We start from the raw sequence: 25,081 nt of genomic DNA on the forward strand, positions 1-25,081 counted from the left end.
GGCCTCTGGGGATGGAAAGCTGGCCGCGATCTCAGCGTGCCGGCGGGGGGATAAGCGTCCCGCGCACCCGGCCGCGCAGCTGCATGATCTGGTCCAGGTTGTCGTAATCCATGTTGTCCGCGGTGAACTGGTCCGAACCACGGACCAGCGTCACCGGCTGGTTCGAGCGGACGCGCTCGCTGTTGAGCCAGGCATGCAGGAACTCCCCGCGGAACTGCAGCCGCGGCAGGGGCTCGCGGCCCGGCCGGGTGAGCGGTTCGCGCGTGACGACGGCATTGCCGAAGAGCTGCACTTCGGACGCGTCGGCGTTGGTGAGCGCCCGCTTCGCCGTGGCCACGGTCACGCGGCCGTCCAGTGCCACGGAGCGCATGTGGGCATTGTCGATTTCCAGCGTGTCGGTGTCCGGATAGTGCCGCGCAACGTCGCCGCGGATCTCGCTCTGCAGCCGGCCGTTCGCATCGAAGTTCTTGACCGAGAAGTCTCGCATGAAGTAGTCGGGCTCGTGCGTGGGCGCCACAGCCTGCGTGGGGCGCACCGGCTTGGGGGCATTGCGCACCAGCCACCAGGTACCCAGGGCCATCAAACCCATGAGCACTACGGGCAGGTAGAGGGATATGCGGTCCCATGCCTGGCGCAGGCGGCCCATCATGCGGCGTGCGCCTCCAGCAGGGCCGCATAGCGGCCGCTGGCCACCAGCAGCAGGTCGCAGAACTCGCGCGCAGCGCCGCCGCCGCCGGGGGCTGCCGTGACATGGTGTGCCACCGCACGCGCTTCTGCGTGAGCGTGGAACGGCGCGCAGGCCAGCGCACAGCGCCGCATCACGGGCAGGTCGGGCCAGTCGTCGCCGATCGCCGCGGCCTGGTGCCAGCCCAGCCCCAGTTCCGCCAGGATGGCCTCGGCGGCAGGGCGCTTGTCCTCGGTGCCGAAGCGGGCATGCACCACGCCCAGCGCCTGCAGCCGCAGGCGCAGCGCGGGCGAATCCCGTCCCGTCACCACGGCCGGCACGATGCCGGCCTTCTGGAGCAGCTTGAGGCCGTGCCCGTCCAGGGTGTGGAAGCGCTTGAGGGTCTCGCCCGCTTCGGAGATGTAGAGCCCGCCGTCGGTGAGCACGCCATCGACGTCGAAGAAGGCGACGCGCACATCCTGCGCGCGCAGCAGCAGCGCAGGGTCGAACTGCAGCACGGGCCGCAGGGCCGGCAGCGCGGCCGTGTCCGGCACGGGGCCGCCCACCGGGGCCGTGGAAGCGATCCGGCCGTCCATCAGATGACCTTCGCCCGCATGAGGTCGCCGATATGGACCACGCCCGCCAGCACGCCGCCGTCCGAGGCGACGAGCACGCTGGTGATGGCATGGCGCTCCATCATCTCGGCCGCATCCGCCGCGAGCGCGTCGGGGGCGATGGTGCGCGGCCCGGCATGCATTACCTCGCCGGCCGTGACGCTGCGCAGGTCCGCGCCCGCCTCGATGCGGCGGCGCAGGTCGCCATCGGTGAACATGCCCAGGATGCGGCCCTGTGCATCCGTGATGGCCGACGCGCCGAGCCGCTTGGCGCTCATCTCGCGCATCAGTTCGCTGAACGAGGCCTCCGGCAGCACGCGCGGCACGTCGGTGCCCGAGCGCATGACGTCGCTCACGTGCGTGAGCAGCTTGCGGCCCAGCGCGCCGCCAGGATGGGAGCGCGCGAAATCCTCGGAGCGGAAGCCCCGGGCGTCCAGCAGCGCCACCGCCAGGGCGTCGCCCATGGCCAGCTGGGCCGTGGTGCTGGTCGTGGGAGCCAGGTTGAGCGGACAGGCTTCGCGCTCCACGCCGCAATCGAGTACCAGGTCGGCATGGCGGGCCAGGGTGGACTCCAGTCCGCCCGTCATCGCCACCAACGGCACGCCCAGGCGCCGGAGTACCGGCAGCAGCACGGTCAGCTCGCCGCTTTCGCCGCTGTTGGAGATGGCCAGCACCAGGTCGCCGGGCGTCACCATGCCGAGGTCGCCATGGCTGGCCTCTGCCGGATGCACGAAGAAGGCCGGCGTGCCGGTGGATGCCAGCGTCGCCGCGATCTTGCGACCCACGTGGCCGCTCTTGCCCATGCCCATGACCACCACGCGACCGGAAGTGGCCAGCACGCGGCGCACCACGTCGGCAAAGGCATCGCCCACGCGGGCGGCGAGCGCCGAGAGGGCGGCGGCCTCGGTATCGAAGGTTTCGCGGGCCAGGCGCACGGCCCGTTCGGCGGAGAAAGGCGCGGGCGGCAGGGCCGGCCCCTGCGCGGGGGGGGCGGAGAGCATCCGCGGATTCTATGCGGCGGCCCCGAGCCCGTGAGCCCGCTGGACCGAAAGCCCCACGTGGCACGCATCACGGTGGCGCAGGAGCAGCCTGCAGGAAAACACACGAAAAGCCGCACGGGCTCGGCTAGCATCGGGCATGTCTTCCCTTGCCCTGACGCTGCTGTACCTGCTGGCCGCCGTGCTGGGCGTGGTCGCCTGCCGCAGCCTCAAGCTGCCGCCGATGCTCGGCTACCTGGCCGCCGGCATCCTGATCGGCCCCCATGCGTTCGCGCTCACCCAGAATTCCGAGGGGGTGCGCCACCTGGGGGAATTCGGGGTGGTGTTCCTCATGTTCTCCATCGGCCTGGAGTTCAGCCTGTCCAAGCTCCGCGCCATGCGGCAGTTCGTGTTCGGGCTGGGACTGCTGCAGGTGGCGATCACCCTCACCGCCGGCATGGTGGGCATGCTGCTGCTGTCGCACTTCGTGGGCGGGCTGTGGCGCATGGGCTGGCAGACCGCGCTGGCGCTCGGCGGCACCCTGGTCATGAGCAGCACGGCTATCGTGGTCAAGCTGATGAGCGAGCGCGCCGAACTGGAGAGCGAGCATGGCCGCCGCGTGCTGGGCGTGCTGCTGTTCCAGGATCTGGCGGTGGTGCCCCTGCTGGTGCTCATCCCGGCGCTGGGCTCCTCCCCCGAGCGGCTGCTGGTGGCGCTCGGTCTCGCCCTGCTGAAGGCCACCGTGCTGGTGGGCGTCCTGCTCGTGGGCGGACAGCGCGTGATGCGCTGGTGGCTCACCCTGGTGGCGCGGCGCAAGAGCGACGAGCTGTTCATGCTGAACCTGCTGCTCGTCACGCTGGGCCTCGCCTGGCTGACCGAAGCGGCCGGGCTTTCCCTGGCGCTGGGCGCCTTCATCGCGGGCGTGCTGGTATCCGAGACGGAATACCGGCACCAGGTGGGCACGGACATCCGCCCCTTCCACGATGTGCTCCTCGGGCTCTTCTTCATCACCGTGGGCATGATGCTCGACTGGCACATCCTGCTGGAGCGCTGGGCGCTGGTCTTCGTGCTGCTGACCGTGCCGCTGCTGCTCAAGGCCGGCGTCATCCTGCTGCTGGCGCGCGGCATGGGCGCGACCACCGGCGTGTCGCTGCGCACCGGCCTCTACCTCGCGCAGGCCGGCGAGTTCGGATTCGTGCTGCTGTCCCTCACGCAGGAGCACGGCCTGGTCGAGCCGGCGCTCATGAACCCGGTGCTGGCCGCGATGGTGCTGTCCATGCTGGCCACGCCTTTCCTGATCCAGTACAGCAACCCGATCGTGATGAAGCTGGTCGCCAGCGACTGGCTGCAGCAGTCGCTGCAGATGACCTCCATCGCGCGCAAGGCGATCAACACCAGCGGCCACGTGCTCATCTGCGGCTACGGCCGCTGCGGCCAGAACCTGGCCCGCATGCTGGAGCGCGAGCACATCCCCTACATGGCGCTGGACCTTGACCCCGACCGCGTCCGGCAGGCCGCCGCCGCCGGCGACTCCGTGGTGTATGGCGACGCCACGCGGCTGCAGGCGCTGATGGCCGCCGGTCTGGTGCGGGCCAGCGCCGTGGCGGTGACCTACCTCGACATTCCCGCCACCCTCAAGGTGCTGGCCAACACCCGCTCGCACGCACCCCAGGTGCCCGTGGTGGTCCGCACGCAGGACGACCTGCACCTCGACAAGCTGCAGGCGGCCGGCGCCACCGAGGTCGTGCCCGAGGCCATCGAAGGCTCGCTCATGCTCGCGGGCCATGCTCTGGCCCTGGTGGGCGTGCCCATGCGGCGGGTGCTGCGGCTGGTGCAGGACCAGCGCGAAGCCCGCTACAACCTGCTGCGAGGCTACTTCCACGGCGCCGACGACGACACGGTTTCGGAGCGCGACCAGGAGCGCCTTGCCACGGTCACCCTGCCGCCCGGCGCCGGCACCGTGGGACGGCCGCTGTCGGAGCTGCCGCTGCACGCCATGGGCGTGCGGGCGGTCAACCTGCGCCACAAGGACGGGCGCAGCTCCACCCCCACCGACGACAGCGTGCTCTCCGAGGGCGATACGCTGGTGATCTCCGGTCACCCCACGGCCCTGGCGCTGGCGGAAGACGCGCTGCTGCGCGGCTGACGGCCACCTGCGCCGGCACGGCAGGGAACGCCCGGCGCAGCGGCAGGCTCTAAACTGCCGCCCTTTTCCTGCCGCGCGCACCGCGGTCCGTCCCTTTTTCCACCCCGCCATGCAAGACCTCAGCGTCAACGAGTACCTCCGCCAGTACATCCGCACCGTGCCCGACTGGCCCGCGGCGGGCGTGCAGTTCCGCGACATCACCCCGCTGCTGCAGGACCCGAAAGTGTTCCGCGTGCTCATCGATGCCTTCGTGCACCGCTACATGGACCGGGCCCTGCGTCCCGACGTGGTCGCGGGCCTGGATGCGCGCGGCTTCATCCTCGGCGCCGTCGTGGCCTACGAATTGAATGTCGGCTTCGTGCCCATCCGCAAAAAGGGCAAGCTGCCGTTCACCACGGTCGAGGAAACCTACGAGCTGGAATACGGCAGCGCCACGGTCGAGCTGCATGCCGACGCGGTGAAACCCGGCGACCGGGTGCTGCTGATCGACGACCTCATCGCCACGGGCGGCACCATGATGGCCGGGCGCAGGCTGCTGGAGCGGCTGGGCGCCACGGTGACCGAAGGCGCCGCCATCGTCGATCTGCCCGAGCTGGGCGGCTCCTCGCGTCTGCGCGAATCCGGGCTGCCGCTCTACACCCTGGTGGACTTCGCAGGGCACTGAAGCGGCTGGCGCCGGGGCGGCCCGGGAGGGCCCTGCATGCCCTGGCGATAGAATGACAATCATTCTCATGGCAGCAGCCAGGCGGTGCTCTCCGCCGGGCCGGCCGTGCTTTCCGCCCTCCACCCCATGGCCCTCGATCCCGCGCACCCGCATGCAGCGCCCGTCCGCATGCCTCCCTCCACCCCGGCCGCGCCGGACCGTCGGCGCAGGACATTCGCATGGCCCGGGCTGCGGGCCGCCATCGTCCAGCTGCACTGGTTCGTCGGCATCACGGCCGGCACCCTGCTCGTGGTGATTGGCCTGTCGGGCGCACTGCTGGCCTTCCGCGAGGAAATCCTCGACCTGTTCAACCCGGGCGTGCGCCATGTCGCGCCCCAGGCCGGCCCGGCGCTGGCGCCGCCCCAGTTGCTGGAAGCCCTGTCCCGCGACGGCGCAGCCGGGCGCCGCGTGAATGTGCTTACCGTGCAATCCACTCCGGGCGTGGCTGCACGGGTCGGCTTCGCCGCCCTGCCCGGCGAGCACCGCGGCGATACGCAATACCTGCATCCCTACACCGGCGCCGCGCAGCCCGCACTGCGCGGGGACGACTTCTTCGAATGGGTGGAAGCCCTGCACCGCTGGCTGTTGCTGCCGCGCGAGCCGGGCCGCGTGGCCTCCGGCGTGCTGGCACTGTGCCTGCTGGGCCTGTCGCTGTCCGGGCTGTACCTGCGCTGGCCCCGCCACCCGCTGCGCTGGCGCACCTGGTTCGCGCTCGACACGCACCGCAAGGGCCGCCCCTTCCTCTGGAGCCTGCACGCGGTGGCCGGTACCTGGGTTCTGGCCGTCTATGTGGGGCTCACCGCCACCGGGCTGTACTGGGCCTTCGACACCGTCCGCGATACCGTGGACGCCTGGGCCGGACAGGCGCGCGCGCCCCGCCAGGCCATGGCCGCCTCATCGCGCGCCACCAAGGCATCGGCAGACCCGGCCCGCCCCATGGATCTCGCCCCTGCCTGGCGTGCGTTCGCGCAGCGGGCGCCGGACTGGCAGACGGTCGTGTTGCGGATGCCCCAGCGTGCGGACCAGCCCCTGCAGATCCTCTGGCTGGACCGGAACGCGCCGCACGACCGTGCCCGCCACCGCATGGTGATCGACACGGCGACCGGCGCGGTCGCCACGGACGACCGCTACGGCCAGCGCAGTGCCGCGGTGCGCGCGCTCTCCACCTTCTACCCGCTGCACATGGGCACGTACTTCGGCCTGCCCGGCCGCATCGCGGTCACCGCTGCGGCCCTGGCCCTGCCGCTTTTCGCCGTGACGGGCTGGATGCTCTACCTCGGCCGGCGCCGCCAGCGCAGGGAGGCCGAGGCCGCCCGGCAGGCCGTGGCGGTGCCCGCCGGGCCCCTCACCGCCAGCGGCTCCTCGAACGCGGCGGACACCGTCCTGGTGGCCTACGCCAGCCAGTCGGGAACGGCCGAGCGCATCGCCCAGCAGACGGCAGCGGCCCTGCACCAGTCCGGACTGCCCTCCCAGGTCCGCGCGCTGCAGCATCTCGCACCGGAAGACCTCGCGGGCCATGCGCGCATCCTGGTCGTGGCCAGCAGTTTCGGCGAAGGCGAGCCGCCGGACACGGCGCGGCGCTTCATGCGCCTCCTGCAGCGTGGACCATCGCAGGGCGCCCATCCGCTCGCATCCGTGCGCTATGCGCTGCTGGCGCTCGGCGACCGGCACTACGCGCACTTCTGCGGATTCGGCCATGCCCTGGACGGGGAGCTGCGCCGCTGGGGCGCGCAGCCCCTGTTCCCGCTGATCGAGGTGGACGGCGGCGACGCCGGCGCCCTGGCCCGCTGGCGCGAAGCGCTCACGGCACTGGACGGCGCGCAGACCTGGACCGCCGACGCCCCCGCCCTGCAGGCCCCGCCGCTCCCGGCGGACCTGGAGGCCTGGCGGCTCGAAAGCCGTGAAACGCTCAATCCTGGCAGCCTGGGCAACCCTCTGGTGGAGATCATGCTGAAGCCCGCGTTGGCCGGCACCCCGCTCCACTGGCCGGCCGGGGCGCTCGTGGACCTGCTGCCTCGCCAGCCCGCGGATGCGGTCGAGCGCTGGCTGCACGAGGCAGACCTCGACGGCCAGGCCCCGGTGCAGGCCGGTGGCGCGCCCGGGCCGCTGGCCGACATGCTGGCGCGCAGCGTCCTCCCCGCCCTGCCGCTACCGGAACGCCTCCATCCGCAGGCCTGCGCGGATGCGCTGGTTCCCCTGGCGCCCCGCACCTATTCCATCGCGTCCCTGCCCGAAGACGGCGCGCTGCAGCTGCTGGTGCGCCAGGAGCGGCATGCGCAGGGCCTGGGCATCGCGTCCGGCTGGCTGACCGCACATGCGCCGCTGGGCAGCATCCAGGCGCTGCGCTTCGCCGACAACCCGTGCTTCGGCCTCGAAGGCACCGAAGGACGCCCCTGCCTCTTCATCGGCAACGGCTCCGGGCTGGCGGGCCTGCGGTCACTGCTGCGCGCCCGCGTGCGCGACGGGCAGCAGCGCAACTGGCTGCTCTTCGGCGAGCGGCAGCGCGCGACCGACACCCTGTGCGCCGAGGAAATCGCGCTCTGGCAGGACCGGGGCTGCCTGCCGCGCCTGGACCGGGTGTTTTCCCGCGACGCCGATGCCCCGCACCGCTATGTGCAGGATGCCCTGCGGGCGGCCATGCCGGAACTGCGCCGGTGGCTGGACGATGGGGCCGTGGTGTTCGTGTGCGGCAGCGCCGAAGGCATGGGCTCCGGCGTGGACCATGTGCTCTCCGAAGCGCTGGGCGCCGAAGGCATGGACGCGCTCATCGACGCCGGCCGCTACCGGCGCGACGTCTATTGACGGGCGGCGGCGCAGGCCCGCTCCCCGGCAGCCGCGCTCTTCAGCGCAACTCGCCGTACTGGGTGTTGCTCAGGTCCGGAGCCGCCCGGTCATGGCCAGGCATCTCGGTGTCCTCGAAGCCCGGTGCCGAAGGCGCGGGCGGCAGCAGCGGCCCGGACCGCACCGTGGTGCCCGGCACGCTGGCCGCCGCAGGCTGCGCACGGCCCGTGGCCGCGGCGCTGCCCAGCGCACGCCGGAAGGCCGCGACTTCGTCCGCATCGATCGGTTCGTAGCCCTTGCCGGGCACTGCACCCGGCCGGGCGCCCTCCACCGGCACGGACGGTGCCAGCGAAGGAGGTATCTCGCGCGGAGCCAGCAGCGACACCGGTTCGGCGGCCCCAGGCTTTGGCACGGGAGCGTGGACCGGGGTGGGCACGGTGCGGGGCGGCAGCAGGGGCGCCGGGGCCGGGCCCTGCTTCGGATGCGCGTGCCCCGGGGCGGAGCCTGCATGCGCCGGCGCAAGGGAGGGATGCGGCGCGCCCTGCCCCGGCACCCCCACCGCCACGTGGTCGTTGATGCGCCAATAGACAGCCGTGACGAGGATGTCGAAACGCGACTTCGCGGTCTGCGCGATCAGGGCCTCGATCTCGCTCAGGCGCGCGGTCTCTCCGCCGTATTCGCGTCCCAGGTCGATCATCACCAGGAACTGCCGGCCCCGCTGGTCGAGCGACAGCACCTTGAACTTGTAGCCCGCCGACAGCACGCTGGCGCGCACCATGGCATCGCGCACCACCGTATAGAGCAGCTCGCGCCGCTCCATGCGCTCGTTCTTGCGGTTGGCGGCGTGGTCGGCTGGTGCCGGCGGCACGGCCGGCCGCCCGTTGCGCCCCGGCATGAGCGGGACCGTGGCATCCGCGTTCAGCAGCCCGGCCGGCTCCACCGCAGGGCGTGGCCGGGAAGAGGGCTTTTTGCGGGAAAACCAGCTGAACAGGGACATGCGGAGGGCCTTCTAGCGAGGATGCGGCAGATGGCAGCCAGTGTAGCTGCGGCTCCGCGGCCCGCCAGACTCCCGTGAGGGAACCTGGCGGCACGGTCATCGTCCCGGCGAACGGATGTCAGGTTGCCGCAACACGGCGGCGCCGGTTGCCCAGGCGCCGGGACAGCACCGAGCCCGCCGCCATCGCGAGCGCCAGGGCCACGGCCGGCTGCCGGTTGGACAGCTCGGAAAACCGCAGTGCCGTGAGCGTCCACAGCCTGCTCGGCGAACCCGCCTGCACCGTGGCGCTGCGGGGCCGGTGCGAGAAGAAGGCCCCCTCGCCCACCACGGACCCGGCACCCACGATGGCCAGGCGCAGGCGCCCCTTCTCGTCCTCGTAGTGCACGCTGCAGTTGCCGCTCTCGATGAAATACAGCGTCCGGTCCTGCACCCCCTGGGTGAAGAGCGTGTGGCCCGCCTCCACCTGCATGGGCAGCAGGTAGCCGGCCAGCAGGTCCCACTGTTCCGGCGTGAACGGGTTGTGCAGCCCATCCTCCGCCGTGGACTGGGAAACGGCCTGCACGAGGCCGCCGAGATCGGCCTGGAGCACGGTCGAGGAAGCGGGAGGGGTGGAGGACAGCACGGCATTCATGGTGGCGGGACGGTATCCCCCCGGGCCTCGGCACACAAGGCAGGATTACGTCTTTTTACACACGCGATCCACACCACGGAAACCGGCTGCCGCGCGCGCTACTTTCCGATGCAGAAGCTCGAGAAGATCACCCCCAGCAGGTCGTCGGACGTGAACTCCCCGGTGATGGCATTGAGCGCCTGCTGCGCCAGCCGCAGTTCCTCCGCCAGCAGGTCGAGCGCGGGGCCGTCGGACGCCAGTTGCGCTGCCGCCTCCATCAGGTGCGCATCCACCGCCTGCAGCGCTTCCAGGTGGCGGGCGCGGGCGGTGTAGATACCCTCCGGGGCAGACTGCCAGCCGGCGATGTCCAGCAGCACACGCCGCAGCCCGTCCAGGCCCTCGCCCGTGCGCGCGGACAGGCGCACGGTGGCCGCACGGCCGGGGACGCCCGCCACGGGTGCGCCACCTGCCGCGGTCCCTGCGGGGCCTTCTGCGCGATCGCTCTTGTTCCACACATCGACCACGGGCACCTGCGCCGGCGCCATGCCGGCGAGGCGGGCAGCGATCTCCGCATCCGCCGCTTCGTAATCCGGCTGGCCCGCGCGCGTGAGGTCATGCAGGAACAGCACCGCGTCGGCCGCCGCGATTTCCTGCCAGGCGCGCTCGATGCCGATCCGCTCCACCTCGTCGTCGCTCTCGCGCAGGCCCGCCGTGTCGATCACGTGCAGCGGCACGCCCTCGATCTGGATGGTCTGCTGCACCTTGTCGCGCGTGGTGCCGGCGATCGGCGTCACGATGGCCAGCTCCGCACCGGCCAGGGCATTCAGCAGCGAGCTCTTGCCCGCGTTGGGCTGGCCCGCGATCACCACCTTGATGCCCTCGCGCAGCAGCGCGCCCTGCCGCGTGCGGCCCATCACCTCCGCCAGCGTGCGCTGCAGCGCCGCCAGCTGGCCGTGGGCATCCGCCTTGCGCAGGAAGTCGATCTCCTCCTCGGGAAAGTCGAGCGTGGCTTCCACCAGCATGCGCAGGTGCACCAGCGCGTCGCGCAGCCGGTGGATCTCTTCCGAGAACGCGCCCGCCAGCGAGCGGCTGGCGCTGCGCGCGGCGGCCTCGGTGCTGGCGTCGATCAGGTCGGCGATCGCCTCGGCCTGCGCCAGGTCGATCTTGTCGTTCAGGAAGGCGCGCTCGGTGAACTCGCCGGGCCGCGCCAGCCGCAGGCCGGGCAGGCGGGGCCTGCCCGTGGCACGGTCGAGCTCGCCGGCAGCCTGCAGGCAGCGGGCCAGCAGCAGCTGCAGCACCACGGGGCCGCCATGGGCCTGCAGCTCCAGCACATCCTCGCCGGTGTAGCTGTGCGGCGCAGGAAAGTAGAGCGCCAGCCCCTGGTCGATGGACTGGCCCGCAGCGTCGCGGAACGGCAGATAGGTGGCCTCGCGCGGCCGTAGCGTACGCCCGCACAGCGCCTCCACCACCGGGCCGACACCGCGGCCCGACACGCGCACGATGCCCACCGCGCCCCGCCCCGGTGCGGTGGCGATGGCGGCGATGGGATCGGTGTGGCGCGGCAGCATGGGCGGAACGGCCGCGGGCGGCGGCATGGGATGAGGGGGAAGGCGCGCATGATAAGCCCGCCCCCGGTGCAGCACGGGCCGCGGGGCGCCCTCCCCGCGGTCCGCCGGCCCGGCTTACTTGAGGGTCGTCCAGTTGGGCATCGGGCGGTCGTCCGCACGGTGCGGCGTGTCCATGCCCTTGCGCATCGCCCAGGGGCGGATCTGGTGGTGCAGCGGCAGGTAGTAGTACTCGTCCTTGACCAGCTTCAGGGCATCGGCGATCAGCGCATCACGCCTGGCCTGATCCATCTCCACCTTGATCTGGCCGATCATGCCGTCGAGCTTGGCATCGCTGAACCGGCCGCCGTTGTACACGCCCGCCGCTGTCTTGCCGTCCTTCGTGGACATCAGCGAATCCAGCGAATAGAGCGCATCGAACGTGGCCACGCCCCAGCCGAACAGGTAGGCGTTCACGTCGTTGTTCATCACGCGGGTGACGAACTGCGACATCGGCGCCGTCTGCAGCGTGGTCTTCACGCCGATGCGCGTCCACATCGCCGTCACGGCCTGGCAGATCGCCTCGTCGTTCACGTAGCGGTCGTTCGGGCAATCCAGCTTGATCGCGAAGCCGTTGGGGTAGCCCGCGTCGGCAAGCAGCTTCTTCGCGGCCTCGACGTCGTACTTGGAGGCGCGCTCTTCCAGGGTCTTGCTCCAGCCATGCACCATCGGCGCCACCATCGTGCCGGTGGGCACCGAGAGGTTGCGCATGGTGCGGCTGTGGATGGTCGCGGAATCGATGGCCTGGTAGAGCGCCTGGCGCACGCGCTTGTCCTTGAGCGGGTTCTTGCCCGGCGTGCCGGCGCCGGGCAGCTCGTCGCGGAACTGGTCCAGGCCCAGGTAGATGGTGCGGTTCTCGGCGCCCTCGATCAGCTTGATGTCGGGGCTGGCCTTCATGCGCGCCAGATCCTGCGGCGGCGGATCGGGCACGAAGTCCACCTGGCCGGAGATGAGCGCGGCCGAGCGCGTGGCGGCCGACTTGATCGGCGTGAACACCACCTCGTCGATGTTGCCCGTCGGCTTGTCCCACCAGGCCGGGTTCTTCTTCATCGTGACCTTCACGTCGGGCTGCCAGCCCACCAGGATGAAGGGACCGGTGCCGTTGGCGTTGCGCGAGGCGTAGTTCTCTTCCTTGCCCGCGTAGTCCTGTGCCTTCACCGAATTGTTCTTCTCGGCCCAGGCCTTGTTCATGATCCGAGCCTCGGTCAGCTCGCGCAGCAGCACCGGGCTGGGCCCCTTGAGGATCAGGTCCACGGTGAAGTCATCCACCTTCTTCACTTCCTTCACGCTCTGCACCGACGACTGCATGTTGGACGGCGGCGTCATCGCCCGCGTGAGCGAGAACACCACGTCGTCTGCCGTGAACGGGGCGCCGTCGTGGAACTTGACCCCCTTGCGCAGTTCGAAGCGCACCTGCGTGGGCGAGACCTGCGTCCATTTCGTGGCCAGCGCGGGCTCGATCTGGTAGGTCTTGTCATAGCGCACGAGGCTCTCGTACACCTGCTGCAGGAAGGCATGCGTGGTCTGGTGGTTCTGCGCGTGCGGGTCCACGGTCAGGATGTCGTTCGCGCCGGCCCAGCGCAGGGTGGCCGCATGGGCGGCACCGGTGCCGAGGAGCACGGCGAGGGCGATCGTTCCGAGGGATGAATTCAAACGCTGCTTCATCTGCAAGCCTCCAGTCAAAGGGGGTCGATGGAAAGACCACTAGCCTAGCAATCCTCGTACCCAAAAGACAACGGCCACACGCAGGTGGCCGTTGGGGATTGCCCGGATGGCGCGCCGAAAAACGGCGTCCGGGTCACGCAGCGAAGCGGATCAGTTCACGTCAGCGGAACTTCGGCAGGTTGAACTGCGGCGGCACGCCCATGCGCTTGTTGATGATCCACTGCTGGGCGATCGACAGGATGTTGTTCGTCAGCCAGTACATCACCAGGCCGGCCGGGAAGAAGAAGAACATCACGCTGAAGATCAGCGGCATGAACCACATCATCTTGGCCTGCATCGGATCCGGCGGCGCGGGGTTGAGCGCGGTCTGCAGCAGCGAGCTGGCCGTCATCAGCAGGGGCAGGATGAAGTACGGGTCGGGCGAGGACAGGTCGCGGATCCAGCCGATCCAGGGCGCGTTGCGCATTTCCACGCTCGACAGCAGCACCCAGTACAGCGCGATGAACACCGGGATCTGGATCACGATGGGGAAGCAGCCGCCCATCGGGTTGACCTTCTCCTCGCGGTAGATGCGCATCATCTCCTGCTGCATCTGCTGCGGCTTGTCCTTCAGGCGCTCGCGCATCTCCATGATCTTGGGGTTGATGGCCTTCATCTTGGCCATGGAGGCATACGCCTTGGCGTTGAGCCAGTAGAAGGCGATCTTGAGCAGCAGCACCAGGCCCACGATGGACCAGCCCCAGTTGTTCAGGATCTTGTGCAGCTGTTCCAGCAGCCAGTAGAGCGGCTTGGCCAGGATCGTGAGCCAGCCGTAATCCTTCACCAGCTCCAGGCCGGGCGACAGCTTCTCCAGCATCGTCTCGATCTGCGGGCCGGCGAACAGGCGCGCGTCCAGCGTCTTCGACTGGCCCGGGGCGATCTCGCCCACCGAGGTGATCATGCCCACCGAATAGAGGTTGGTATCCACCTTGCGCACGAACAGGTCGCGCTGGATGCCGTCGGCCAGCAGCCAGGCCGTGGCGAAATAGTGCTGCACCATGGCCACATAGCCGTTGGTGGACGACTTGTCGATCTCGGCCTTGCCGCTCTCGATGTCCTTGAACTCGACCTTGTGGTACTTCTTGGCCTCGGTATAGACGGCCGGGCCGGTGAAGGTGGAGTAGAACGACGACTCTCCCGGCGGCTTGTTGCCGTCGCGCACCAGCTGCATGTACAGCTGCGGCGACACCGGCGCCGTGCCCGTGTTCACCACCTCGTGCTTCACGGCGATGTCATATGCGCCGCGCTTGAGCGTCCAGGTCTTGACCAGCTTCACGCCGCCCAGGTCCGGCGACTCGAAGCGGATGCTGATGTCGTTCTGCCCGTCCTGCAGGGTGCGGTTGCCCGGCACCACCGACATGGGCGTCTTGTGCGTGGGATAGCCGGCCCCACCGATCAGGCCGGTCTGCGCCACATAGACGCGCTGGGCACTGTCGTCCAGCAGCGTGAACGGGCGGGACTTGTCCGCCATGTCGGGATAGCCCAGCAGTTCGCCGTGCGTGAGGGTGCCGCCTTCGCTGTCGAAGGTCAGGCGCAGCACGTCCGTGGTGAGGGTGACGCGCTCGCGCGGCGCGGCAGGGGCCGCCGCCGTGCCACCCGGCACCTGCTGCGCACCCGCCGCGGGCGCGGCGCTGGGCGTCGGCACGCTGCCCGGGGCGCTGGCGCCACCGCCGGCCGGCGCGGACGCCACCTGGGCCGGCACGGGCTCCGGGAAGAACGTGGCCTTGTGGCCGTTGTGTACTTGCCACTTGTCCCACAGCAGAACCATGGAAAAGCCAAATATCACCCACAGGATGGTACGGCGAATGTCGTTCATGAAGACTTCTTTGGAGAGGAAGGGGTGGGGGTCGCGGCCGTGGCGGCCGTTGCCGGCCGCTCGGCCAGCCGGGAAAGCAGGCGCGTCGCGCGCGGCGCTTCGGCAGGCACCGGGTCATGGCCGCCATCGCACCACGGATGGCAGCGCGCGAGGCGCCGCAGGGTGAGGTAGGAGCCTGCGCCGGCGCCGTGCCGCTCCAGCGCCTGCAGCGCATAGGCGGAGCAGGTGGGCTCGAACCGGCACGCCGAACCGAGCCACGGGCTCAGGAAGAAACGGTAGCCGCGCACCAGCGCCATGAGCAGCGAGCGCATCATGGCCGAGCAGCCTCCGGCAGGGGCGCGGGAGCCGGCACGGCCGCCGATGCCGGAGGCCGTGCCGACGGAGCGGGCTTGCCGCCGCGCTGCGGGCGGACGGCCTGCCCGAAGAGCTGCAGCAGCTCCTCGCGCACGGCGCGCCGCAGCGCGTCGGAGGTCGCGCTCGGAAACTGCTTGCGGTCGAACCCGGTGCGCAGGCGCACCACGTGCGCGGCATGGCCCAGCTGCGGCGCGAAGTCCGGCGCCACGGCGTAGATCTGCCGCTTGATGGTGTTGCGCGTCACCGCGCGCCGCGCCCAGCGCTTGGGCACCATCGCGCCCAGCCACGGGCCCGCGGCATCGTCCACGGCAAACAGGGCCTGCGAAGCCTGCCGTTGCGGCAGGGCTCCGGGCCCTGGATGGGAGTCGGAAAGGGTGGCAGAGCCTGCATCGAAACGCAGGCGGTGCAGGGCGAAATGCGCCGTCCGGGAAATGGTTCCCCCGGCCATGGCGGCCTGGAACTGCGGACGGGTCTTGAGCCGGTGCATGGAACCATCCTCGCCCGCGTCACGGGCGGGACGCCGTGGCGGCCTCATACGGATCGGCAATCAGGGAGGCGAATGGAGCGCGCGGCGGCGAGCGGTGCGGCAGCACGGCCAGGCGGAGCAACGCGGCGGCCTCCCTGAGCGCGAAGCCGTATCAGACGGCCAGGCGCTTGCGGCCCTTGGCGCGGCGTGCGTTGATGACGGTACGGCCGCCGCGCGTCTTCATGCGCACGAGGAAACCGTGGGTGCGCGCGCGGCGCGTCTTGGAAGGCTGGTAGGTACGTTTCATGATCGATTCCTCGAAGGTTCTTGGGTTTGCAGGCCCGGCTTCGATCGGCCGGACCCGTTGCGCGGACCACTCAGAAAGTGCCGCGCGAGCCGCACGCGCCGCCTGCCTCGAAACCGCTGCATCGCAAAGCAAAGCAGCAAGGCAGGAAGCCGCCCGGGCTTCATCGCCCTGAACGCATTCAGGGAAACCGGCGATTATCACAGGCTTGGCGGCAAGTGGCAATGCTCGGGCTGCAGATGCCCGGCGGGTGCACGGTTATAGCAGGCCCGCGGCCACCCCGCCCAGCTTGTGGATAACCCCTTGAAAAGCTACAATCCCAGGCCCTGATCCGTTCCTCCTATCCACAAAAAGATCCCGCCTTCATGACCGAGGAACCCTCCCGCAGCCCCGACTTCGACACCGACGCCGATCCCGGCCAGGGGCTGTGGCAAGCCTGTGTCGAGCAGCTCGCGCAGGACCTGCCCGAACAGCAGTTCAACACCTGGATCAAGCCGCTCGTCGCCCAGGTCGCCCCCGACTTCTCCAAGGTCACCCTGCTGGTGGCCAACCGCTTCAAGCTCGACTGGATCCGCGCCCAGTACGCGGGCCGCATCACTGCGCTGCTCGAGGGCCTGTACGGCCAGCCGGTCACGCTGGAGTTAGCGCTCGCTCAGCGGGAAAGCGTTACCCGCACGGTGGTCCGCCCCGTGGCGCAGCAACCCATGGCCCCTGCCGAGACGCCCATCGGCGCCTCTCCGGCGGACGAACCCACGGCCGCGCCGTTCCGCTCGCGCCTCAACCCGGCACTCACCTTCGAGACCCTGGTGGAGGGCACGGCCAACCGCATGGCGCGGTCCGCCGCCATGCACGTCGCGGGCTCGCCCGGGCACCTGTACAACCCCCTCTTCATCTACGGCGGCGTGGGCCTGGGCAAGACCCACCTGGTGCATGCCGTGGGCAACCGCCTGCTGCAGGACAAGCCCGACGCCAAAGTTCTCTACATCCATGCCGAGCAGTTCGTCTCGGATGTGGTTAAGGCCTACCAGCGCCGCACCTTCGACGAATTCAAGGCGCACTACCACTCGCTCGACCTGCTGCTGATCGATGACGTGCAGTTCTTCGCCAACAAGGACCGCACACAGGAGGAGTTCTTCAACGCCTTCGAGGCGCTGCTGGCCAAGAAGAGCCACATCGTGATGACCTCGGACACCTATCCGAAGGGCCTGGCGAACATCCACGAGCGGCTCGTCTCGCGATTCGACTCCGGACTCACCGTCACCATCGAGCCGCCCGAGCTCGAGATGCGCGTGGCCATCCTGATCAACAAGGCCCGGGCCGAGAGCGCCGAGATGCCCGAGGAGGTCGCCTTCTTCGTCGCCAAGAACGTGCGCTCCAACGTGCGCGAGCTCGAAGGCGCGCTGCGCAAGATCCTGGCCTATTCGCGCTTCAACCAGAAGGAAGTCTCCATCCAGCTCGCCCGCGAGGCGCTGCGCGACCTGCTGTCCATCCAGAACCGGCAGATCAGCGTGGAGAACATCCAGAAGACCGTCGCCGACTACTACAAGATCAAGGTGGCGGACATGTACAGCAAGAAGCGCCCCGCCTCCATCGCCCGGCCGCGCCAGATCGCCATGTACCTCGCCAAGGAGCTCACGCAGAAGAGCCTGCCCGAGATCGGCGAGCTTTTCGGGGGGCGCGACCACACGACGGTGCTGCACGCGGTGCGCAAGATCGCGGGCGAACGGCAGCAGTTGACCGAGCTGAACCAGCAGTTGCACGTGCTGGAGCAGACGCTCAAGGGCTAGAGCGGCTGACAAAACCCTTCTGGCGTCGTTGCTCCATCTTGTCGTACTGCCCGTACTGCCTGCGATGCAGCGCCTAGCCAGAACCGCTTCGCTGGGTTTTGTCAGCCGCTCCAAGACGGCCCGCCACCACAAGACCACGGTGAAGCCCGCCCGCGCCCAGGAAATGCCCCGGTTCCCGGGCAAAATGCCAGGTTGGCCGAGGGGTGCCGGCAAAGACACCGCTCACGCAGCCGCCGGGCGGCCCGGCACCGTCGCACAAATCACTAGGGGTTGAAGACATGATCGTCCTGAAGGCAACACAAGACAAGGTTCTCGCGGTACTGCAATCGGTCGCGGGCATCGTCGAGCGCCGGCACACGCTGCCCATCCTGGCCAACGTGCTGATCCGCAAGACCGGCAATGCCCTGCAGCTCACCACCAGCGACCTGGAAATCCAGATCCGCACCACCGCCGAACTCGGCGGCGACACGGGCGACTTCACCACCACCGTGGGCGCGCGCAAGCTGATCGACATCCTGAAGACCATGCCCGCCGACCAGACGGTGAGCCTGGAGTCGCAGCAGTCCAAGCTGGTGCTCAAGGGCGGCAAGAGCCGCTTCACCCTGCAGTCGCTGCCGGCGGAGGACTTCCCCCTGGTGCAGGAATCCGCCGCCTTCGGCCCCGTCTTCAGCGTGCCGCAGAAGGTGCTGAAGGACCTGCTCGGCCAGGTGTCGTTCGCCATGGCGGTGCAGGACATCCGGTACTACCTGAACGGCATCCTGTTCGTGGCCGAGGGCAACACGCTGAGCCTGGTCGCCACCGACGGCCACCGCCTGGCCTTCGCGAGCGCCACGCTGGACGTGGAAGTGCCCAAGCAGGAAGTCATCCTGCCGCGCAAGACCGTGCTGGAGCTGCAGCGCCTGCTGTCGGACGCCGGCGGCGAGAACCAGCCCCACATCGAGATGCAGTTCGCCAACAACCAGGCGAAGTTCACCTTCGGCGGCATGGAGTTCGTCACGAAACTGGTCGAGGGCAAGTTCCCCGACTACAACCGCGTGATCCCCAAGGGCCACAAGAACAGCGTCACCCTGGGCCGCGCGCCGCTGCTGGCCAGCCTGCAGCGCACGGCCATCATGACCAGCGACAAGTTCAAGGGCGTGCGCCTGAACATCGAACCCGGCACCCTGCGCGTGGCGTCCAACAACGCCGAGCAGGAAGAGGCCGTGGACGAGCTCGACATCGACTACGGCGGCGACACCATCGAGATCGGCTTCAACGTCACCTACCTCATCGACGCGCTCGCAAACATGGGCCAGGACATGGTGAAGGTGGACCTCTCCGACGGCAACAGCTCCGCGCTGATGACCATCCCCGACAACGACAACTTCAAGTACGTCGTGATGCCCATGCGCATCTGACGCACCGGTCCCCTGACTTTCTTTCGACCCCACCGGAAGCCGCACGCGGCTTCCCCGGACCCCAAGGCCTTCCATGACCGCTGAGAACACCCTGCCCGAGCCCACCCTTCCCACGGGCGACAGCCAAGCGCAGTCCGTCGCAGCCCCCGCTTCCGTGCCCGCCCAGGCCGCCGCGCCCAGCGACGGCTACGGCGAAGGCGCGATCCAGATCCTGGAAGGCCTGGAGGCCGTGCGCAAGCGCCCCGGCATGTACATCGGCGACACGTCGGACGGCACGGGCCTGCACCACCTCGTGTTCGAAGTGGTGGACAACTCCATCGACGAGGCGCTGGCCGGCCACTGCGACGACATCGTCGTCACCATCCACTCCGACAACTCCATCAGCGTGGTGGACAACGGCCGCGGCATTCCCACCGGCGTGAAGATGGACGACAAGCACGAGCCCAGGCGCTCGGCCGCCGAGATCGCCCTCACCGAACTGCACGCGGGCGGCAAGTTCAACCAGAACAGCTACAAGGTCTCGGGTGGCCTGCACGGCGTGGGCGTCTCGTGCGTGAACGCGCTCAGCAAGATGCTGCGCCTCACCGTGCGCCGCGACGGCAAGGTGCACCTGCTCGAATTCAGCCAGGGCTTCGTGCAGAACCGCATCCTGGAGACGGTGAACGGCGTCGAGGTCTCGCCCATGCGCGTGACGGGCGAGACCGACAAGCGCGGCACGGAAGTGCACTTCCTGCCCGACACCGAGATCTTCAAGGAGAACTACGACTTCCACTACGAGATTCTCGCCAAGCGCCTGCGCGAGCTCTCGTTCCTGAACAACGGCGTGCGCATCCGCCTGAAGGACGAGCGCACCGGCAAGGAAGACGACTTCGCAGGCAGCGGCGGCGTGATGGGCTTCGTGCAGTTCATCAACGCCAGCAAGAAGGTGCTGCACCCCAACGCCTTCCACGCCACGGGCAGCCGCCCCGCCGAGACCTACGGCGGCATCCCCGGCACCGAGATCGGCGTGGAAGTGGCCATGCAGTGGAACGACGGCTTCAACGAATCCGTGCTCTGCTTCACCAACAACATCCCGCAGCGCGACGGCGGCACCCACCTGACCGGCCTGCGCGCCGCCATGACGCGCGTCATCGGCAAGTACATCGAGCAGAACGAGATGGCCAAGAAGGCCAAGGTCGAGGTGAGCGGCGACGACATGCGCGAAGGCCTGTGCTGCGTGCTGTCCGTGAAGGTGCCCGAGCCCAAGTTCAGCAGCCAGACCAAGGACAAGCTCGTCTCCAGCGAGGTGCGCGCGCCCGTGGAAGACATCGTCGCCAAAGCCCTCACCGACTACCTGGAAGAGCGCCCCAACGACGCCAAGATCCTCTGCGGCAAGATCGTGGAAGCCGCCCGCGCCCGCGAGGCCGCGCGCAAGGCCCGCGAAATGACGCGCCGCAAGGGCGTGCTCGACGGCATGGGCCTGCCCGGCAAGCTCGCCGACTGCCAGGAGAAAGACCCGGCGATGAGCGAGATCTACATCGTCGAGGGTGACTCCGCCGGCGGCTCCGCCAAGCAGGGCCGCGACCGGAAGTTCCAGGCCATCCTGCCGCTGCGCGGCAAGATCCTGAACGTGGAGAAGGCGCGCTACGAGAAGCTGCTCACCTCCAACGAAATCCTCACGCTCATCACCGCCCTGGGAACCGGCATCGGCAAGGCCAGCGCCGACGGCACCGGCAGGAGCGGCGCGGACGATTTCAACGTGGACAAGCTGCGCTACCACCGCATCATCATCATGACCGATGCCGACGTGGACGGTGCGCACATCCGCACCCTGCTGCTCACCTTCTTCTACCGCCAGATGCCCGAACTGGTCGAGCGCGGCCACATCTACATCGCCCAGCCGCCGCTCTACAAGGTGAAGAACGGCAAGGAAGAGCTCTACCTGAAGGACGGCCCCGCGCTCGACACCTTCCTGCTGCGCGTGGCCCTGCGCGACGCCAGCGTGACCACCGGCGGCGAGCAGGCCCGCACGCTCGATGGTGAAACCCTGAGCACCCTGGCGCAGAAGCACCAGGTGGCCGAGGCCGTCATCGAACGCCTCTCCGCCTTCATGGACCGCGAGGCCCTGCGCGCCATCGCCGACGGCGTCTCGCTGAATCTCGACACCGTGGAAGACGCCGAGGCCAGCGCCGTCGCCCTGCAGGCCAAGCTGCGCGAGCTGACCACCACCGGCGTGCCCGCCGAAGTGGCCGGTGAATTCGACGCCCGCACCGACAAGCCCGTGCTGCGCATCAGCCGCCGCCACCACGGCAACATCAAGAGCAGCGTCATCACGCAGGATTTCGTGCACGGCGCCGATTACGCCGCCCTGGCCGAAGCCGCCCACACCTTCCGCGGCCTGCTCGGCGAAGGCGCCAAGGTGCTGCGCGGCGAAGGCGAGCGCCAGCGCGAAGAGAAAGTGGGCGACTTCCGCCAGGCCATGTCCTGGCTCATCAAGGAAGCCGAACGCACCACCAGCCGCCAGCGCTACAAGGGCCTGGGCGAGATGAACCCCGAACAGCTGTGGGAAACCACTATGGACCCCGAAGTGCGCCGCCTGCTGCGCGTGCAGATCGAGGACGCGATCGAGGCGGACCGGGTGTTCACGATGCTGATGGGGGATGAGGTCGAGCCGCGGCGAGACTTCATTGAGACGAATGCGTTGAGGGCGGGGAATATTGACGTTTGAGGTCGTTGTTAGCAAACGGGGCTTTCCAGCTTGAGCGTAAGGTCCCCAGGTGAGGCCATCCCTTACATAACCATGTGGCCGACTTCAGGGAGGGAGTGCGCAATGAACGGAGAGACAGCGATCTACTGGATGGTGAGAGCCGGCGAGGGAGGATTCCTCTTCGACGACTTCAAAAGCCAAGGCATCGTGGCGATCGGCTGGGAAGAAATGGGTGACATGAGCGGGATGCTCAGCCGTGCCGACTTCCAGAAAGCCGCGGCAGAGGCCCATCCCCATGTCTCGGCAGGCACCTTGAGCAGCTACGCCGGCCAGACATATCGGTTCGTGCGCGAAATGAAGGTCGGCGACCCCGTCGTCACCTACAACCCCAGCACACGCAGCTATCTGCTCGGAACGGTGGCAGGGGACTACGAGTACGTACCTGCAGGCACGAATGGCTACCCCAACCGCAGGCGCGTGCAATGGCGCGGCTCGATTGACCGTGACAGCCTCACCGTTGGCGCGCGAAACAGCCTGGGCTCCATTTCCACGCTGTTCCAGCTGCCTCTTGAAGTGGGCCAGGAGCTGGCCCGACAGGCGGCCCAGCCTGCCAGCGCCGTCGCGCCGCCGCCTGAAGTCACCGCCGTTCAGGTGAGCGAGCAATACAAGGACATACAGAACCAGGCGCTGGAGTTCATCAAGGACCGCGTCAACGCGCTGGACTGGTCCGACATGCAGGAGCTCGTCGCAGGCCTGCTGCGCGCCATGGGCTACAAAACCCGCATCTCGCCCAGCGGCTCCGACCGGGGCAAAGACATCGTGGCCTCGCGCGACGGGCTGGGGTTCGAAGACCCGCGCATCGTGGTCGAGGTCAAGCACCGCGCAACCGCCATGGGATCGCAAGAGATTCGCAGCTTCCTGGGCGGACCCCATGAACGCGACAAGGGCCTGTATGTGAGCACCGGAGGCTTCACGAAGGACGCCCGCTATGAAGCCGAGCGAGGCCGCATTCCCGTCACCCTGATGGACCTGGACGATCTGGTCAAAACCCTGCTGGAACACTACGAGCAGGCCGACAGCCAGACCCAACGACTGGTACCTCTGCGCAAGCTTTACTGGCCTGCCTGAGCCTCTTCGGTGGCCGATCCTGCATTGGCAACCGCTGCCATGTACGTAGGCACTGGTTTCGCCAGCCAACCCTGCGCGCCTTGCCATACCGTTTGACGCCAAGGCGAGTCGTTTTGAAGTGGCGGGTTGACCAAGTCGGTGGGATACCAGCCGCCCCTCGATCGCTGCCATAGCTCTGGCACCAGGGCATGGCCGGCGCGAACTGGAGCACCTGGGCGCGGAGCTGGGCTGGGGCCGGGAGCAATTGCGCCTGGCTCCTTGCCGCCCGCATGAGGGACCGGGCAATGCGCTGATGGCCACGCTGGCGTACGGGCAAGTCACGGAGGTTTTCACGCAGTTCGGCGTGAAGGGCACCAGCGCGGAAGAGGTGGCACGGGAACTGGCCCACGACGTACAGGCCTACCTGGCGAGCGATGCGGCACTGGGCCCTCTCCTGGCGGACCAGTGGGCGCTGCCGCTGGCCCTGGCGGTATGGCAGCGCCAGCGCGGGGCGGCCTACACCTGCACGGAACTGACCACCCACGCGACTACGCACTTCGACGTGATCGAACGCATCCTGCCGGTACGGTTTGCGGTGGAAGGGACGGGCAGCCACTGGACGGTTCGCGCACAGCCGCGCTAGGGAACCTCTGCACGCATCGAGCGGAAAGTGTGCGCTGTGGAACGGGACCGTCCGATCCGCAGATGCACACGGCGCGGCGATGCGTGCAGAGGTTCCCCAGGGTGAACGACAATCGCCTGCCTGCCGATCCCGCCCCGCCATGCGCTCCCCGATTTCCATCGTCAACGTCGACAACCCCGCCACCTGGACCCGCTATCGCGCGGGCCTGTGTGCGACCTGCGCGGCCAACTGCTGCACCATGCCGCTGGAGGTGCAGCTGTCCGACCTCGTGCGGCTGGGGCTGGTGGATGCGTTCGAGGCCGAGCACGAGGAGCCGCGGCACATCGCGAAACGGCTGCAGAAGGCGCGGCTCATCGACCACTTCAACCACAAGAACGTGGTGTTCACCATGGCCCGGCGCGCCAGCGGCGACTGCCACTTCCTGGATGCGGCCACGCGGCGCTGCACGGTATACGACGTGCGGCCGGAGACTTGCCGGCTGCACCCGCAGAAGAAGAGCCCGCGCCCCGGCTGGTGTGCCTATGGCTCGGCCGCGCAGGGGCAGGGCGGCGGACGGCAGCGCTGAGCGCGGCCCGCGCGCTCCATGGAAGAGTCGAACTGAACTGTAGGACGCGGACGGGGCCGAGGGCGCTCCCTGCGCCCACGCGCACGCGCCCTGAGCCATGCTGTGATGAGGGTTTGTCCCACCCACTGCAAAGGAGTCCGCATGTCCGAGAAAACCGCTTCCGTCCATTGGCAAGGCGCCGGCAAGACCGGCCAGGGCCAGATCAGCACCGAGACCGGCGCTCTGAAAAGCTACCCCTACGGCTTCGGCAGCCGCTTCGGCGACGACCGCACGGGCACGAATCCGGAAGAGATCGTCGGCGCGGCGCATGCCGCCTGCTTCACCATGGCGTTCGCATTCGCCTGCGAGAAAGCCGGCATCGCCACGGAGACGCTCGACACCGCCGCCAAGGTGCGCCTCGCCAAGGAAGGCGAAGGCTTCAAGATCGACCGCATCGCACTCACGCTCAAGGCCAGGGTGCCGGGCATCGACAATGCGAAGTTCCAGGAGATCGCGGCCGGCGCCAAGGCCAACTGCCCGCTCTCGAAGGCGCTCGCCGGGGTACCGGAAATCACGCTGGACGCACAGCTCGTGGGCTGACAGGCCGGGCTGGCATCATCTGCGGGAACACGCCGCGCCCGTGGCGTGCCATCGCCTTGCCAGCCGCCCATGTCCCCTCCCGCACCGAAAGCCCTGCCCGCCATCGATCCCGACCGCTGCACGGGCTGCGGCCGGTGCGTGGCGGTGTGCGCACCGCATGTGCTGTCGCTGGGTACGGAGGGCAGCCCTGGCCGGGAAGGTGCACCTTCGCCGCTCTGGGGCCCCAAGCGGTCGATACTGCACGACCCGGCGGGTTGCACGGGCTGCGCCCTGTGCGCCGTTCATTGCCCCTTCGATGCCATCCGGATGGAGCGCACCGGGCCGCGGTGAATGCCCGGCAATCCTGTACACTGCATCGCCATGTCGTTCGCACGCACCCCCAGCCCCCTGTTCCGCGCCCCCGTGGCTGCGGCAGCGGTCTGCTGCGTGCGAATGACGATGATCACCATTACCACCGCGGCTGCCTAGCCTGCGCGCTGGGTGGCCGTTCCGACGGTCGCCTGGTGTCATTCCCTCCTCGAACGAACCCGGCCCGACCGCCGGGTTTTTCATTTCCGGGCCATAGCGCCCTTTGTTC

General features: G+C 69.0%; 22 protein-coding genes. 11 read left to right on the forward strand and 11 right to left on the reverse strand.

What is annotated here, in order from left to right; all coding sequences use genetic code 11:
• Positions 1-31: 31 nt before the first annotated feature.
• Genes lptC through BLR05_RS13825 form a run of 3 tightly spaced genes read right to left on the reverse strand, consistent with a single transcriptional unit; the run spans position 32 to position 2,279 of the window.
• Positions 32-649, reverse strand: coding sequence for an LPS export ABC transporter periplasmic protein LptC (gene lptC, locus BLR05_RS13815; protein ID WP_092835135.1), 618 nt, complete (start codon positions 647-649; stop codon positions 32-34).
• Positions 646-1,260, reverse strand: coding sequence for a KdsC family phosphatase (locus tag BLR05_RS13820; RefSeq protein WP_092835137.1), 615 nt, complete (start codon positions 1,258-1,260; stop codon positions 646-648). Before BLR05_RS13820 ends, lptC begins: the two co-directional genes overlap by 4 nt.
• On the reverse strand, positions 1,260-2,279 hold the full coding sequence (locus tag BLR05_RS13825) for a KpsF/GutQ family sugar-phosphate isomerase (RefSeq protein ID WP_092835139.1): 1,020 nt from the start codon (positions 2,277-2,279) through the stop codon (positions 1,260-1,262). The genes BLR05_RS13820 and BLR05_RS13825 overlap by 1 nt, the downstream gene beginning before the upstream one ends.
• Before the next feature lie 136 nt (positions 2,280-2,415).
• Here BLR05_RS13825 and BLR05_RS13830 point away from each other — a divergent pair, with 136 nt between their 5' ends.
• From BLR05_RS13830 to BLR05_RS13840, 3 genes are all read left to right on the forward strand, one after another.
• A complete protein-coding gene (locus BLR05_RS13830; protein ID WP_092835141.1) occupies positions 2,416-4,401 on the forward strand; it encodes a monovalent cation:proton antiporter family protein in 1,986 nt (661 codons plus the stop codon).
• A gap of 109 nt (positions 4,402-4,510) precedes the next feature.
• Positions 4,511-5,065 (forward strand): adenine phosphoribosyltransferase, encoded by a 555-nt coding sequence (locus BLR05_RS13835; RefSeq protein ID WP_011797784.1) that lies wholly within the window; start codon positions 4,511-4,513, stop codon positions 5,063-5,065.
• A gap of 126 nt (positions 5,066-5,191) precedes the next feature.
• Positions 5,192-7,906 carry a PepSY domain-containing protein gene (locus BLR05_RS13840; protein WP_225979035.1) on the forward strand — a complete coding sequence of 905 codons (2,715 nt, stop codon included), beginning with the start codon at positions 5,192-5,194 and terminating at the stop codon, positions 7,904-7,906.
• A gap of 40 nt (positions 7,907-7,946) precedes the next feature.
• On the opposite strand, the gene BLR05_RS13845 is transcribed toward BLR05_RS13840, so the two are convergent.
• The 8 genes from BLR05_RS13845 to rpmH all read right to left on the reverse strand — a co-directional run bounded on the left by BLR05_RS13845 (position 7,947) and on the right by rpmH (position 15,743).
• Entirely contained in the window at positions 7,947-8,882 is a 936-nt protein-coding gene (locus tag BLR05_RS13845; RefSeq protein WP_092835143.1) for a hypothetical protein, read from the reverse strand.
• Positions 8,883-9,000: 118 nt separating this feature from the next.
• Positions 9,001-9,513, reverse strand: coding sequence for a Crp/Fnr family transcriptional regulator (locus BLR05_RS13850; RefSeq protein ID WP_092835145.1), 513 nt, complete (start codon positions 9,511-9,513; stop codon positions 9,001-9,003).
• Positions 9,514-9,611: 98 nt separating this feature from the next.
• The gene (mnmE, locus tag BLR05_RS13855; RefSeq protein ID WP_092835270.1) at positions 9,612-11,060 is read right to left on the reverse strand and encodes a tRNA uridine-5-carboxymethylaminomethyl(34) synthesis GTPase MnmE; all 1,449 of its coding nucleotides are present in this window, start codon (positions 11,058-11,060) and stop codon (positions 9,612-9,614) included.
• A gap of 114 nt (positions 11,061-11,174) precedes the next feature.
• Positions 11,175-12,761 (reverse strand): ABC transporter substrate-binding protein, encoded by a 1,587-nt coding sequence (locus BLR05_RS13860; protein WP_092835148.1) that lies wholly within the window; start codon positions 12,759-12,761, stop codon positions 11,175-11,177.
• Positions 12,762-12,921: 160 nt separating this feature from the next.
• Positions 12,922-14,616: a membrane protein insertase YidC gene (gene yidC, locus BLR05_RS13865; RefSeq protein WP_092835150.1), complete on the reverse strand. Its 1,695-nt coding sequence runs from the start codon at positions 14,614-14,616 to the stop codon at positions 12,922-12,924.
• Positions 14,613-14,930, reverse strand: a complete 318-nt coding sequence (gene yidD / locus BLR05_RS13870; protein ID WP_092835152.1) for a membrane protein insertion efficiency factor YidD — start codon at positions 14,928-14,930, stop codon at positions 14,613-14,615. Before yidD ends, yidC begins: the two co-directional genes overlap by 4 nt.
• On the reverse strand, positions 14,927-15,457 hold the full coding sequence (locus BLR05_RS13875; protein WP_092835154.1) for a ribonuclease P protein component: 531 nt from the start codon (positions 15,455-15,457) through the stop codon (positions 14,927-14,929). Before BLR05_RS13875 ends, yidD begins: the two co-directional genes overlap by 4 nt.
• A gap of 151 nt (positions 15,458-15,608) precedes the next feature.
• Complete coding sequence (gene rpmH, locus BLR05_RS13880) at positions 15,609-15,743, reverse strand: 50S ribosomal protein L34 (protein ID WP_092835156.1); 135 nt, start codon at positions 15,741-15,743, stop codon at positions 15,609-15,611.
• Positions 15,744-16,105: 362 nt separating this feature from the next.
• Here rpmH and dnaA point away from each other — a divergent pair, with 362 nt between their 5' ends.
• The 8 genes from dnaA (at position 16,106) to BLR05_RS13920 (ending at position 24,834) form a co-directional block, all read left to right on the forward strand.
• Complete coding sequence (dnaA, locus tag BLR05_RS13885; protein ID WP_092835158.1) at positions 16,106-17,527, forward strand: chromosomal replication initiator protein DnaA; 1,422 nt, start codon at positions 16,106-16,108, stop codon at positions 17,525-17,527.
• A 278-nt stretch (positions 17,528-17,805) separates the two neighbouring features.
• A complete protein-coding gene (gene dnaN / locus BLR05_RS13890; protein WP_092835160.1) occupies positions 17,806-18,924 on the forward strand; it encodes a DNA polymerase III subunit beta in 1,119 nt (372 codons plus the stop codon).
• 73 nt (positions 18,925-18,997) lie between these two features.
• Positions 18,998-21,631 (forward strand): DNA topoisomerase (ATP-hydrolyzing) subunit B, encoded by a 2,634-nt coding sequence (gene gyrB / locus BLR05_RS13895; RefSeq protein WP_092835162.1) that lies wholly within the window; start codon positions 18,998-19,000, stop codon positions 21,629-21,631.
• A 102-nt stretch (positions 21,632-21,733) separates the two neighbouring features.
• On the forward strand, positions 21,734-22,738 hold the full coding sequence (locus BLR05_RS13900; RefSeq protein WP_092835164.1) for a restriction endonuclease: 1,005 nt from the start codon (positions 21,734-21,736) through the stop codon (positions 22,736-22,738).
• A gap of 244 nt (positions 22,739-22,982) precedes the next feature.
• Positions 22,983-23,360, forward strand: a complete 378-nt coding sequence (locus BLR05_RS13905) for an RNA 3'-terminal phosphate cyclase (protein ID WP_353615674.1) — start codon at positions 22,983-22,985, stop codon at positions 23,358-23,360.
• Between the two features lie 139 nt (positions 23,361-23,499).
• Positions 23,500-23,925 carry a YkgJ family cysteine cluster protein gene (locus BLR05_RS13910; RefSeq protein WP_092835166.1) on the forward strand — a complete coding sequence of 142 codons (426 nt, stop codon included), beginning with the start codon at positions 23,500-23,502 and terminating at the stop codon, positions 23,923-23,925.
• A 141-nt stretch (positions 23,926-24,066) separates the two neighbouring features.
• A complete protein-coding gene (locus BLR05_RS13915) occupies positions 24,067-24,504 on the forward strand; it encodes an OsmC family protein (RefSeq protein WP_092835168.1) in 438 nt (145 codons plus the stop codon).
• Positions 24,505-24,573: 69 nt separating this feature from the next.
• Positions 24,574-24,834 carry an ATP-binding protein gene (locus tag BLR05_RS13920; protein ID WP_092835170.1) on the forward strand — a complete coding sequence of 87 codons (261 nt, stop codon included), beginning with the start codon at positions 24,574-24,576 and terminating at the stop codon, positions 24,832-24,834.
• Positions 24,835-25,081 lie beyond the last annotated feature (247 nt).

Source organism: Paracidovorax cattleyae, from assembly GCF_900104515.1.
GTDB classification, from domain to species: Bacteria; Pseudomonadota; Gammaproteobacteria; order Burkholderiales; family Burkholderiaceae_C; genus Paracidovorax; species Paracidovorax cattleyae.